Below are 12620 nucleotides of genomic sequence, written 5' to 3'. Positions count from 1 at the left end.
TGCCGGCCGATCGCGCTAGCCGGCTGACGGCAGCTCCACCGCCGTGCCACTGACGGTGATGCCGCCCACGAGGGGGATGTCGACCGTGAGCACGCCGGGCCGCCCGACGTGCTCGCCCTGATGGATCGTCACGCGCGCGGGCAGCTCCAGGACGCCCAGTTCCCGCAGGTACGCACCGGTGGATGCCGCGGCCGAGCCCGTCGCGGGGTCCTCTGTGATCCGCCCGACCGGGAACGGGTTGCGGGCAGCGAACCCGTCCTCCGCCGGCAGGAGGAGGGTGACCGTTCCGGTCCACCGCTGCTCGTCCATGAGGGCGCGCATCGCCTCCGGGTCGAACGTCAGGCTGTCGAAGACCTCAGCGTCGGAGAACACGACGACGGGATGCGGGTTCCCCGCGTTCGAGATGCGCGGCGGGTAATCGTCGGCGAGGTCGGAGCTTTCGACGCTGCGGCCGTCGACCGTCAACAGGGCGAGCAGCCGGTCCAGTACCACGGGGTCGAGCTCGCTCACGACCGGCTCGACGCTCGTGAAGGACGCTTCGACCAGCCCGCCATCCGTCCGGCGTGTACGGATCCGGATGAGGCCCGCCCGCGTCGAGAAGGTGTAGAGCTCGTCGCCCGACGCGCGCGCGGCGAGCGCTACCGCGGTGCCGAGGGTCGCGTGACCGCAGAAGGGGACCTCGGCGTGCGGCGAGAAGAAGCGGAGCGTGACCTCTCCGTCGGCGGCCCGGCCGGTGACGAAGGCGGTCTCGGAGTAGCCGACATCGGCGGCGATCGCGAGCATCTCGGCCTCGCTCAAGGCGCCGGCATCCAGGACTACTCCCGCCGGGTTGCCGCCCTCCGGGCGGTCGGTGAACACGGCCATGCGCAGCACGTCGACGTCGGTCATGTCGGGCTCAACCCCGGGTGCGGGCAGCGCATTCCGGCTAGCCTGCGAGCAGGACGCCGACCAGGGCGACGGATGCGACGACCGCCGTCGACCCCACGGCCAGGACGAAGGGCTTCACGCCGACGCGGCGGAACGTCGCGATGCGCACCCCCGCGCCGAGGGCGAACATCGCCGCAGCGAGCAGCGCCGTCTCCACGCCGCTCGCGACGGAGACGACGGATGCCGGCACGATGCCGGTCGAGCGCAGCAGCACCATCGCGATGAAGCCGACGACGAACAGCGGCACGATGGGCGGGCGCTTGCCGCCGGCATCCAGTCGCTTCAGAGCCCGCCGTCGCGACACGGAGATCACGGCGAGGACCGGCGCGAGCATGAGCACCCGCGCGAGCTTCACGACCACGGCGGCCGCGAGGCCCGCGCCGCCGATCGCGGAACCCGCGGCGACGACCTGCGCGACCTCGTGGATCGACCCGCCCGCCCAGAGCCCGGCCTGCAGCTGACCGAGGCCGAGCACCGACGCGGCGAGCGGGAGCACGGGGATCATGAGCGTGCCGAACAGCACCACCAGGGCGACCGCGACGACGACCTCCTCGTCATCCTCGGTCTCGATCACGCCGTCGACGGCGGCGACGGCCGCCGCCCCGCAGATGGAGAATCCGCACGCGATGAGCAGCCGCTGCGTCGGCGAGATGCCCAGGACGCGGCCGAGCAGGAGCGACGACAGGATGCCGACGATCACGATCGCGACGACCACGAGGATCATCCCCGGCCCGAGCCGCAGGATGTCGCCGAGCACGAGCTGGAGTCCGAGCAGCACGATGCCGATCCGCAGCACACGGCGGGACGCGACGGCAAGGCCCGGGGCGAGCGCCGCCTCGACGCGCTCGGGCAGCCGGACGAGGTTGCGGAACGCGATACCGAGCACGATCGCGACGAGCAGTGCGCTCAGGCCGTGCACCACGGTCGTCAGCGCGAAGGATGCGGCGGCCGCCACGCCCGCGAGGGCGAGCCCCGGCACGATCGAGCGGGTCCGCGGGAGAGTCGTCGAGGCCATGCATCCAGCCTGTGATCGCCGCCCCGTGCCCGGTAGCCGCCGGAAGCGCATGGAGGCATATCATTTCGGCATGACCGAACGGTGGCCGGACCTCGCGGCGCTCGAGCTGCTCGTCGCGATCGCCGAGCGCGGGAGCCTCAGCGCGGCGGCCCGGCACATCGGGATGGCCCAGCCGAACGCGACCCGCACGCTCGCGCGGCTCGAGGCAGAGCTCGCCCTCGAACTCGTGGTGCGTCATCCGACCGGCTCCCGTCTCACGCCTGCCGGAGCGGCCATCGCCGAGGGCGCAGGGCGTGTGCTCGACGACGCACGCGAGATGCTGGATGCCGCCGGCGCGCTGCGCGAGGAGCGCGATGCGGCGCTCGAGGTCGCGGCGAGCCTCACGGTCGCCGAGTACCTCGCGCCCGCGTGGCTCGGCGCACTGCGGCGAGCGCTCCCCCGCACGACCGTCCGGCTGCAGGTCGTCAACTCCGCCGAAGCCGCAGAGCTCGTCCGCACGCGCGCGTGCGAGATCGGATTCGTCGAGGCCCCGGAGGCGCCGGAGGGGCTCGTGAGCACCGTCGTCGCCCGCGATCGTCTCGCCGTCGTCGTTCCGCCCGGCGACGTCTGGGCACACCGGACGTCGGTGAGCGTGCGCGAGCTTGCGGAGACTCCTCTGGTGGTGCGCGAGAGCGGGTCGGGGACGCGCGCGACGCTCGATGCCGCGCTGCGCTCGGCGGGCGCCGTCGCCGCGAAGCCCACGCTCGAGCTCGACAGCAACGCCGCCGTGCGGGTCAGCGTCATGGCGGGGGCCGGTCCAGCCGTTCTGAGCGAGCTCGCCGTCGCACCCTGGCTCGCGCGCGGCGAGCTCGTCGAGGTGCCCATCGCCGGTCTCGACCTCAGCCGTCCGCTGCGCGCCATCCGTCGTCCCGGCGCCGGGCTGAGCGAGGCGGCAGCCCGGCTCGTGGCCATCGCCCGGCGCGGCTGACCGGGAAGCTCACGCCGGGGCTGGACGGGACCCCATGCCGATTGATGCGACCGGCGAGCGGATCGCACGGCCGCTCACCTCTGCTCACCTGTCACGATCACTGGCGCGAGCCCAGGAATGTGACAGGCGAACGTCTGGCACGGCCGCTCACCTCGGCTCCCCTGTCACCATCACCGGCACGAGCCCAGGAACGCGACAGGCGAACGTCTGGCACGGCCGCTCACCTCGGCTCCCCTGTCACCATCACCGGCACGAGCCCAGGAACGCGACAGGCGAACGTCTGGCACGGCCGCTCACCTCGGCTCCCCTGTCACCATCACCGGCATAAGCCCAGGAACGTGACAGGCGAGCGGATCGCACGGCCGCTCGCCTCGGCTCCCCTGTCACCATCACCGGCACGAGCCCAGGAACGTGACAGGCGAACGGATCGCACGGCCGCTCACCTGTCACCATCACCGGCTTAAACCCAGGAATGTGACAGGCGAACTCCCCGGGGGTCATGCCGCGCAGCGCGGGGCGAAGCCGCGGCTGGGAACGCGACGAACGCGACGGACGGGACGAAGGGTGCAGCTGCGAGCGGGATGCTCATCAGATGCAGCAGGTCGGCGGCACCGCACCACGCCAGCGATCGCGGCCAGGGATCGCGACGGCCGCGAGCACGGGCAGCCGTGGCACGGTCGCGACGACGACCCGGGTTCCGCGTGTCGGCGGGGCCGCCTAGGGTCGGAGAGACACCGAGACGAGGAAGGTCACCGATGACCGCACGATTCGTGTACTGGATGAACGTCTCGCTCGACCTCAGGATCGAGCGCACCGCGGGCGAGGAGGGCGGCGGCGAGTGGCTCCGCATCGACGAGGAGCTGCACCGCGAGTTCAACGCGCGCGCCGCGCGGATGTCGATGATGGTCGAGGGCCGGAAGATCTACGAGATCATGGAGGCCTACTGGCCCGCCGCGAGTCAGGATGCGTCGCTCCCCGACTACCTGCGCGAGTACGGCGGTATCTGGACGAGCGCGTCGAAGGTGCTCGTGTCGCGCACGCGCACCTCGGCGCAGCACAACACGCGGGTCATCGGCGGCGCAGGGTCGAACGCCGTGGAAGAGCTCGGGATGCTGCGCGCCGAAGCGGATGGCGACATCGGCGTGGGCGGGGCGACCCTCGCGACCGAGCTGCTGCGCGCGGGACTGCTCGACGAACTACTGCTGTTCACGCATCCGGTCGTGCTCGGCGAAGGTCGACCGCTCTTCGACCCGCCCGCATCCGGCGCGCGCGTCGAGCCCGTGCAGCTGGACCTCCTCGAGCAGCGGTCGTTCGCTCAGGGCGTCACGATGCACCGCTACGCCGTGCGCGGCTGAGCGCGAAGCCGGGAGACCGCATCCGACTCCCGATCCCCCACCCGATGCGCGTACATCGCGTGCGGGCCCGGAAGACGGATGCGGTCTCCCGGTTCTCAGCCTGCGACTAGAACAGGCTCTTCGACTTCAGCCACTCCTTGGCGATCTGGTCGGCCGACTCCTTGTCGACGGAGCTCTTCGTGTTCATCTGGATGAGGTCATCGGTCGTGAGCGCTGCCTGAACCTTCTCGAGCACCGCCTTGACCTTGTCGGTGGCGGCCTTGTCGGAGATCAGCGGCACGACGTTCTGCGCCAGGATCATGTTCTTCGGGTCGCTGAGCGTCACAAGGTTCTCGGACTTGATGGCCGGCGTCGTCGAGTAGATGTCGGCGAGCTGCACATCGCCGCCCGTGAGCGCCTTGACCGTGTTGGGGCCGCCGCCGTCGCTGATCGGCACGAGCGTCGCCGTGACGCCGTACTCCGACTTCAACCCGGGGATGCCGTACGGCCGGGTCTGGAACTCCGGGTTGGCCGCGACCTTCAGCGGGATGGTGACCTTCTTGAGGTCGTCGAGGCTCTTCACGCCGTACTGGTCGCTGAAGGCCTTCGTCACGTTGTACGAGTCGGCATCCTGCGCCTCCGCCTTCGCGAGCACCCCGTACCCGGAGGGCACCGCGGTCTTGAGGGCGTTGTAGACGTCGTCGCTCGACTGCGCGGTCGCCTTGGCGTCGAAGTACTGCAGCAGGTTGCCGGTGTACTCCGGGACGAGGTCGATCGAACCGTCCTTCAGCGCCGCGATGTACGCGTCGCGCTGGCCGATGTTGGGCTTCACGGTCGCCTTGATGCCGTTCTGGTTCAGGGCGTCCGCGTAGACGTACGCGAGGATCTCGTTCTCGGGGAAGGCGGCCGAGCCGACCACGACGGACGAGCCGGAGGACGACCCTCCCGCGGCGGAGGAGCTCGTGTCGAGCGGGTTTCCGGAGGAGCATGCGGCGAGCGCCAGCGAGGCGAGCGCGAGCGTCCCTGCGGCGGCCATCAGGCCTCTGGTGCGAACCATGTTCGTTCCTTTCGTTGGGTCGATCTGGTCGGGGTGCGGACATCACGTACCCGGCCGGCGATGACGCCCTTCGGCGTCACGAACCTCTGCGTCAGGGCGAAGAGCCCGTCGACGACGAGGGCAAGCAGGATCACAAGAATGGAACCACCCAGCATCTCCGCGTAATTCCGCACGGGCAGTCCGTCGTAGAGGAATCGGCCGAGACCGCCGAGCGGCAGGTAGGCGGCGACGGTCCACGTCGCGATCACCTGCAGGGTCGCCGAGCGGATGCCGCCCACGATGAGCGGCAGCGCGAGCGGCACCTCCACGCGCGTCAGCACGCCCCACGCCGTGAACCCGGTCGCCGTCGCCGCGTCCCGCGTCACCGGATCGACCGACTCGACGCCGGCGTAGGCCCCCGCGAGGATCGGCGGGATGGCGAGGACGACGAGGGCGATGAGCGGCGGGATCAGCCCGAGCCCGAGCCAGAGCGCGAGCAGGATCACGAGGCCGAGCGTCGGCAGCGCGCGCAGCGCTCCGGTGAACGGGACGACGATGGCGCGCCCCCGTCCCGTGTGCCCGATGTACAGCCCGGCCGGGATGGCGATGATCATCGCGATGACGAGGGTGATCAGGCAGTACAGGATGTGCTCGGTGAGCCGCTGCGGGATGCTGCCGTCCCCGGTCCAGTGCGCGGGGTCGAGCAGCCAGGCGATGGCGCCGGTATACGGGTTCATGCGTTCACCGCCGCCATGCTGACCTTGCGCATGGCGCGGCGGGCGGCGCGACCCGTCGTCCACGGCATGAGGAGTCGGCCCCCGAGCGTCAGCACGCCGTCGAAGACGAGCGCGATGATGAGCGTGCCGACGATGCCGACCCACACCTCGAGCGGGAAGTCCCGCTGGTAGCCGTCGAGGAAGTAGAAGCCGAGGCTGTTGACGCCGATGACCGAGCCGATGGTCACGAGCGACACGGTGCTCACCGACACGACCCGCAGACCCGCGAGCAGCACCGGACCCGCCAGCGGCAGCTCGACGCCGAAGAACCGGCGCCACGCGCCGTAGCCCACAGCCGTCGCGGACAGCTTCACATCGCCGTCGACCGCAGCGAGCCCATCGGCGGTCGTCCGCAGCATCAGGGCCAGCGCGTAGAGCGACAGTGCGACCTCGACGTTCATGGGGTCGAGGATCTTCGTGCCGATGATCGACGGCAGCAGGACGAACAGCGGCAGCGACGGGATCGCGTACAGGATGCCGGCACCGCTCAGCAGAATCCCGCGCGAGGCGCGGTAGCGGTTGGCGAGCCACCCGAGCGGCAGCGACAGCGCGAAGCCGACGACGATGGGCGGGATGCTCAGTCCCACGTGCGCGGCGGTGTAGGCGAGCAGCTGCTGCCAGTTCTCGGCGAACCAGTTCATCGCAGGATGCTCCGGGGCCTGCCGGCGTCGATGAAGCTCGTGACGAAGTCGTCGGCGGGATGCTGCAGAAGCTCGGCGGGCGGGCCCGCCTGCGCGAGGATGCCGCCGGGCTTGAAGAGCACGACCTGGTCGCCGATGAGGAACGCCTCGTCGATGTCGTGCGTGACGAACACGACGGTCTTGCCGAGCTCGCGCTGCAGGCGCTGCAGCTCGACCTGCAGCTCAGCGCGGACGAGCGGGTCGACCGCGCCGAACGGCTCGTCCATGAGGAGGATGTTCGGATCCGCGGCGAGCCCCCGCGCCACACCGACCCGCTGCTGCTGGCCGCCGGAGAGCTGGGCGGGATAGCGCGTCGCGAGGGAGCGCTCGAGGCCCACGACATCCATCAGCTCGTATGCGCGCTTGTGCGCCTCCGCGCGCTTGACTCCGTCGAGCAGCGGCACTGTCGCGATGTTGTCGATGACGGTGCGGTGCGGCAGCAGGCCGGAGTTCTGCATGACGTAGCCGATCGAGCGGCGGAGGGCCACGGGCTCGAGCGTGGCGATGTCGACGTCGTCGATGAGGACCGACCCGCTCGTCGGGTCGACCATGCGGTTGATCATCCGCAGGATCGTCGTCTTGCCGCTGCCCGATGACCCGACGAAGACCGTCACCTGGTGTGGCGGGATGATCAGGTCGAGGTCGGTCACCGCCAGCGTGCCGTCGGGAAAGCGCTTCGTCACCGCGCGGAACTCGATCACCCTGCAAACGCTAGCGGTGGCCACCCCCACTCGGCGCAGAACGCAGGCGATTCACCGGATCGCGTGACGTGGGGTCACCCGGGCTCGTACCCGCTCCGAGGCGGTCGAGACAGCGCCTGCGCTGCGCCTCGGCCTCGCGCCCGGCCGCTAGAGTCTCGCCATGACCCCTCGACGGGCGGCGCGCGGGATGCGGACTCCCGACGCGGTTTGGGTGCCCGCATGAACCCCGCCTCGATGAGCGAGGCCGCGCGCCTGGACGGGGCGCTCGGCCCGATCGACTGGAGCCTGTGGCCGCCGCAGGCCGAGCGCTCGACGTTCGCGGCGCCGAGCGGCCCGCTGGCGATGGTGTCGATGGGTCCGGTCGACGGCCGGCGCGTCGTGCTCGTGCCCGGAATGACCGGGTCGAAGGAGGACTTCGTCCTGATGATGCCGCTCTTGGCCGCAAGCGGCTGCCGCGTCGAGTCGTTCGACATGTCCGGTCAGTACGAGTCGTACGCGGCCGGGCCTGAGAACCTCGATCCGCCGAGCGACCGGTACACCCTCGAATTGTTCGTCGACGACCTGCACGCCGTGCTGGCGGCGGGCCGGACCCCCGCGCACGTGCTGGGGTACTCGTTCGCGGGGACCGTGGCATCCGTCCTCGCGATCGCCCGCCCCGAGCTCTTCGCGAGCCTCACGCTCCTGTCGGCCCCTCCCCTGAGCGGCCAATCGCTGCGCGGATTCAAGTGGCTCGGACCGATCAGCCCGTTCATCCCCGGGCGCGCCCTCGGCCCCGCCTTCATCGTCGCGCTGCGCCACAACGTGCACCGGGCGCCGCTGGACCGTGCCGAGTTCGTCACGGCGAGGTTCGAGTACACGCGTCGCAGCAGCGTCGGCGACATGCTTGCGCTCATGAAACGCACGCCCGACCTGGACGCGGAGCTGCGGGCGACCGGCATCCCGCTGCTCGTCGTGACGGGCTCCAACGACGTGTTCCCCCACGAGCTGCACCGCGCGTACGCCGACCGCCTGGGCGCACGGCTCGTCGTGCTCGCCACCGGCCACAGCCCATGCGAGACCGCCCCGCATCAGGTCACTCGGGCGATGCGGGAACTGATCGAAGGCTGACCTCGTACGCCGCGCGGCGCGCGCGGCGCCGTCGACGCCCCGCCGCGGTCAGACGCAGCCGGGTCAGCCACGGCACCTCCCGCAGGTTGACGCCCAGACCGTGGAACGCCCACGACGCCCGACGCTGGAACTCCGCGAACCTGTCGAACGGGCGCGCCGACACGGGCATGAGCAGGCCCGGGTCGTAGTCCACGCTCGTGTCCGGGTCGAGCACGCACGTGATGTCGAGATCGTCGTGCGTGCGGGGGTCGTCGAGATGAATGCGTCCCCGCACGTCGTCCCAGACCTCCCGGCGCAGCGCGAAGTTCGAGCCGAACAGCGGCGTGCGCCCGAGCACGACGCGCATCGAGACGACGTAGCCGCCGAGGTAGCCCCAGCGTCCCACGAAGCGCCAGAACGCGCGGCCCCCGTAGAAGACACCACCGCCGGTGACGGCATCCAGAGTCGGATCCGTCCGGAAGTCGGCCATCACACGGGCGATCCAATCCGGGTTCGGCCGCGAGTCGGCGTCGAGCCGTCCGATGATCTCGCCGGTGGCGGCGTCGAAGCCGGCCGCCGTCGCGCGCAGCACTCCCCTGACCGGCTCGACGACCACGCGAGCACCTGCGGCGCGCGCGATCTGCGCGGTGTCGTCGGTGCACCCGTTGTCGACCACGATCAGCTCGTCCGGCTGGCGGGTCTGGGCCGCGAGCGCACGGAGGCACTCGCGGAGCATCGCCGCATCGTTGTACGACGGGATGACGACGCTGAGAGTGCTCATACGTGGTTCAGCATATGCCCGCTGAACCCGCGGATGCCGCGCCCTCGGCGATGTTGCGGCGTCCGATGGTGCTATGGTCTAGATTGCTAGCTTATCTAGCAATATCGAGACAGATGGAGAGACGATGGCCGCCCCCGCGCACGCCTCACGCCGCCGCCCGCACCGAGTGCTCCGCGTCCTGATCCCAGCCGCGCTGATCATCGCCTGGTTCATCGCCGCCGGCCTCGGCGGGCCGCTGTTCGGGCGCGTCGACGAGGTGTCGTCGAACGAGCAGACCGCGTATCTGCCGACCTCCGCCGATGCGACGGTCGTGCAGAAGAGCCTCGGCGGCTTCCTCGGCGCGGACTCGCTCCCGGCCGTCGTGGTCTTCCGCTCGGACGGCGCGATCGACGCCGCCGGCAAGACGGCCATTCAGGACGCCCTCGACGCGGTCAAGGACACCCCCGGGATCAACGGGGACGTCTCCCCCGTCATCGTCTCGGACGACGGGCGCGCCGCCGAGGCGTTCATCCCGATCGACGCGAAGGCCGAGATCGCGACGGTGGTCGCGACCATCTCGCAGCAGCTGGGCGACCACGTTCCCCGCGGGGTCGACGTGCACATCACCGGTCCCGCCGGCTTCACCGCCGACCTCGTCGGGGCGTTCGCCGGCATCGACGGCGTGCTGCTGGGGGCCGCGCTCCTGGCCGTCTTCATCATCCTGGTCGCCGTCTACCGCTCGCTGCTGCTGCCGGTCGTGGTGCTGCTCACGAGCCTGTTCGCCCTGTGCACGGCCCTGCTCGCGGTGTGGTGGCTCGCCAAGGACGGTGTGCTGCTCCTCAGCGGCCAGACCCAGGGCATCCTGTTCATCCTCGTGATCGGAGCGGCCACGGACTACTCGCTGCTGCTCGTCGCGCGCTTCCGGGAGGAGCTGCGCTCCACGCACGACAAGGGCGCCGCCGTGCTCCGGGCGTGGCGGGGCTCGTTCGAGCCCATCCTCGCCTCGGGCGGCACCGTGATCGCCGGTCTCCTGTGCCTGCTGCTGAGCGACTTGAAGTCCAACAGCACGCTCGGGCCCGTCGCAGCCATCGGCATCGTGTTCGCCATGCTGGCCGCTCTCACCCTGCTGCCCGCGCTCCTGTTCGTGTTCGGCCGCGCGGTCTTCTGGCCCCGCCGGCCCGCGTACGACCCGGAGTTCGCCGCCGAGGACGTCCTGACCAGGCGCGGCCCGTGGCCGCGCGTCGCCCGCCTCATCCAGCGCGGGCCGCGCCTCACGTGGGTCATCGTCACGATCCTGCTCGGTGCGGCGGCCCTCGGGGTCACCCAGCTCCACGCGCAGGGAGTGGCGCAGTCCGACCTGATCCTCGGTCATTCGGACGCGCGCGACGGCCAGGCCGTGCTCGGCGATCACTTCCCGGCGGGCTCCGGCAGCCCGGTCTACGTGCTCGTCCACGAGCAGAAGCTGCAGGACGCCGCCGACGTGCTGCTGGACGACTCCGGTGTCAAGGGCGTCAGCGTGGTGTCCAAGGACAGCCCGAGCGGCAGCGCGACCGTCACCCGCGAGGGCCTCACGGCCGTCGGCCCGCCCGGACAGCCGACGCCCGCGCCGACCGTGGTCGACGGCAAGGTCCTGCTGCAGGGGACGCTGACCGACGCCGCCGACTCGACGGCGGCAGCCGACACGGTCCACCGGCTGCGCGCCGACCTCGACCCGATGGGCGCGAAGGTGGGCGGTGTCACGGCCACCGCCGTCGACACGAACGCGGCATCCATCCGCGACCGCACGCTCATCATCCCCGTCGTGCTGGCCGTCATCCTGATCATCCTGATGCTGCTGCTGCGCGCGATCGTCGCGCCGGTGATCCTCATCGCCACGACCGTGCTGTCGTTCGCGAGCGCGCTCGGGGTGTCGGCGCTCGTCTTCAACGGGATCTTCCACTTCCCCGGTGCGGATCCCGCCGTGCCGCTCTTCGCGTTCGTCTTCCTCGTGGCGCTCGGCGTCGACTACAACATCTTCCTCATGACACGGGTGCGCGAGGAGTCGGTCGCGCACGGCACGAGGGAAGGGATCCTCCGCGGCCTCGTCATCACGGGCGGGGTCATCACCTCGGCGGGCATCGTGCTGGCGGCGACCTTCGCCGCGCTGGCGGTCATCCCCATCCTGTTCCTCGTGCAGATCGCGTTCATCGTCGCCTTCGGCGTGCTGCTGGACACGTTCATCGTGCGGTCGCTGCTCGTGCCCGCGGTGACGTACGACATCGGGCGCGCGATCTGGTGGCCCTCGCGGCTCGCACGACGGGATGCCGAGTCGAACGGAGGCGCTGAGAACCATGCGGATCTGGTCGCTGCACCCTGAGATCCTCGACCGTGCCGCCATCATCGCCTGCTGGCGGGAGACGCTCCTCGCCCAGGCGGTGCTCGCGGGATCGACGAGGGGATATCGCCGGCACCCTCAGCTCGAGCGCTTCCGCGCAACGGCCGATCCTCTCGCGACGGTCGGCGCGTACCTGACGGGCCTCGCAGACGACGCCGATCGTCGCGGTTACCGCTTCGACCGCAGTCGCATCCTCACGCCGTCCAGCCCGAGCGCCGCGATCGAGGTCACGGACGGACAGCTCGCCTACGAGTGGGCGCACCTCGGACGCAAGCTCGAGGCCCGCAGCCCCCAGGACGCTCAGCGGTGGCTCGTGAGCGAGGCGCGGCCGCATCCCCTCTTCGTCGTGGTGCCCGGCGACATCGCGCCGTGGGAGCGCCCCTGATCAGTCCCGGTCGATCGCGGCGGACGTGACCTCGAGCACGCGCGCCGCGACGCGCAGCTCCTCGTCGGAGAACTCCTCGAACGCGGCGCGCATCGCGCGCAGGCGCGTGCCGAACAGGCGGAAGAACTCGGCCCGCGCGTGATCGGTCAGCTCCACGATGAGAGCACGACGGTCGGTGGGATGCGGGCACCGCTCGACATGGCCGGCCGCGGAGAGCCGATCCAGGAGCTTCGTCGTCGATGCCGTGGAGATGCGCAGGTGCCGCGCGATCTCGGCCGGCGTGACGGGAGTGCCCTTGTCCGCCCGCATGATCAGGAGCCGCAGGGCCGCGAGGTCGGTGACGTTCATGTCCATGCCGCGCTTCATCGCGCCGCTCATCCGATCGTGGGCGTCGCCGAAGGCGCGCACCGCGCGCATCAGGGCGAGCACCGCGTCCTCGCGCGGCTGCGCGCTGGACTCCTGGTCCGGCCCTGCGAGTTCTCGCGGCGACGGCGGTGCCGCCGCTTCCTTCAGCGTCATCCCTCCATCATGACCGCTTCCGGCGCTGGACGCGCGATCTTGCGCACGACGGGGGCGCGC

13 protein-coding genes are annotated in these 12620 nt (G+C 70.9%); 5 read left to right on the top strand and 8 right to left on the bottom strand.

The window, feature by feature from the left end; all coding sequences use genetic code 11:
* Positions 1-15: 15 nt before the first annotated feature.
* Both SM116_RS07560 and SM116_RS07555 read right to left on the bottom strand, forming a co-directional pair.
* Positions 16-888 (bottom strand): PhzF family phenazine biosynthesis protein, encoded by an 873-nt coding sequence (locus SM116_RS07560; protein ID WP_320943835.1) that lies wholly within the window; start codon positions 886-888, stop codon positions 16-18.
* Between the two features lie 37 nt (positions 889-925).
* Positions 926-1942 carry a YeiH family protein gene (locus SM116_RS07555; RefSeq protein ID WP_320943834.1) on the bottom strand — a complete coding sequence of 339 codons (1017 nt, stop codon included), beginning with the start codon at positions 1940-1942 and terminating at the stop codon, positions 926-928.
* 70 nt (positions 1943-2012) lie between these two features.
* Here SM116_RS07555 and SM116_RS07550 point away from each other — a divergent pair, with 70 nt between their 5' ends.
* Positions 2013-2909 carry a LysR family transcriptional regulator gene (locus tag SM116_RS07550; RefSeq protein ID WP_320943833.1) on the top strand — a complete coding sequence of 299 codons (897 nt, stop codon included), beginning with the start codon at positions 2013-2015 and terminating at the stop codon, positions 2907-2909.
* A gap of 755 nt (positions 2910-3664) precedes the next feature.
* A complete protein-coding gene (locus SM116_RS07545) occupies positions 3665-4264 on the top strand; it encodes a dihydrofolate reductase family protein (RefSeq protein ID WP_320943832.1) in 600 nt (199 codons plus the stop codon).
* 106 nt (positions 4265-4370) lie between these two features.
* On the opposite strand, the gene SM116_RS07540 is transcribed toward SM116_RS07545, so the two are convergent.
* The 4 genes from SM116_RS07540 to SM116_RS07525 are packed head-to-tail and all read right to left on the bottom strand — an operon-like array spanning position 4371 to position 7436.
* The gene (locus SM116_RS07540; protein WP_320943831.1) at positions 4371-5300 is read right to left on the bottom strand and encodes an ABC transporter substrate-binding protein; all 930 of its coding nucleotides are present in this window, start codon (positions 5298-5300) and stop codon (positions 4371-4373) included.
* The gene (locus tag SM116_RS07535; protein ID WP_320943830.1) at positions 5279-6016 is read right to left on the bottom strand and encodes an ABC transporter permease; all 738 of its coding nucleotides are present in this window, start codon (positions 6014-6016) and stop codon (positions 5279-5281) included. Before SM116_RS07535 ends, SM116_RS07540 begins: the two co-directional genes overlap by 22 nt.
* Positions 6013-6696: an ABC transporter permease gene (locus tag SM116_RS07530; RefSeq protein WP_320943829.1), complete on the bottom strand. Its 684-nt coding sequence runs from the start codon at positions 6694-6696 to the stop codon at positions 6013-6015. Before SM116_RS07530 ends, SM116_RS07535 begins: the two co-directional genes overlap by 4 nt.
* Positions 6693-7436 (bottom strand): ABC transporter ATP-binding protein, encoded by a 744-nt coding sequence (locus SM116_RS07525; RefSeq protein WP_320943828.1) that lies wholly within the window; start codon positions 7434-7436, stop codon positions 6693-6695. The genes SM116_RS07530 and SM116_RS07525 overlap by 4 nt, the downstream gene beginning before the upstream one ends.
* Before the next feature lie 219 nt (positions 7437-7655).
* Here SM116_RS07525 and SM116_RS07520 point away from each other — a divergent pair, with 219 nt between their 5' ends.
* Positions 7656-8543, top strand: a complete 888-nt coding sequence (locus SM116_RS07520; RefSeq protein WP_320943827.1) for an alpha/beta fold hydrolase — start codon at positions 7656-7658, stop codon at positions 8541-8543.
* On the opposite strand, the gene SM116_RS07515 is transcribed toward SM116_RS07520, so the two are convergent.
* On the bottom strand, positions 8509-9303 hold the full coding sequence (locus tag SM116_RS07515) for a glycosyltransferase family 2 protein (RefSeq protein ID WP_320943826.1): 795 nt from the start codon (positions 9301-9303) through the stop codon (positions 8509-8511). The genes SM116_RS07520 and SM116_RS07515 overlap by 35 nt on opposite strands.
* A 124-nt stretch (positions 9304-9427) precedes the next feature.
* Here SM116_RS07515 and SM116_RS07510 point away from each other — a divergent pair, with 124 nt between their 5' ends.
* Positions 9428-11638: an MMPL family transporter gene (locus tag SM116_RS07510; RefSeq protein ID WP_320943825.1), complete on the top strand. Its 2211-nt coding sequence runs from the start codon at positions 9428-9430 to the stop codon at positions 11636-11638.
* Positions 11613-12041 carry a pyrimidine dimer DNA glycosylase/endonuclease V gene (locus SM116_RS07505; protein WP_320943824.1) on the top strand — a complete coding sequence of 143 codons (429 nt, stop codon included), beginning with the start codon at positions 11613-11615 and terminating at the stop codon, positions 12039-12041. Before SM116_RS07510 ends, SM116_RS07505 begins: the two co-directional genes overlap by 26 nt.
* Here the strand turns inward: SM116_RS07505 and SM116_RS07500 are convergent, their stop codons facing one another.
* Positions 12042-12560: a MarR family winged helix-turn-helix transcriptional regulator gene (locus SM116_RS07500; RefSeq protein ID WP_320943823.1), complete on the bottom strand. Its 519-nt coding sequence runs from the start codon at positions 12558-12560 to the stop codon at positions 12042-12044.
* Positions 12561-12620 lie beyond the last annotated feature (60 nt).

This window comes from Microbacterium rhizosphaerae, assembly GCF_034120055.1.
Taxonomy (GTDB): Bacteria; Actinomycetota; Actinomycetes; order Actinomycetales; family Microbacteriaceae; genus Microbacterium; species Microbacterium rhizosphaerae.
Note: the sequence above shows the minus strand (reverse complement) of the source record. Positions and strands in the feature narration are given on the sequence as shown.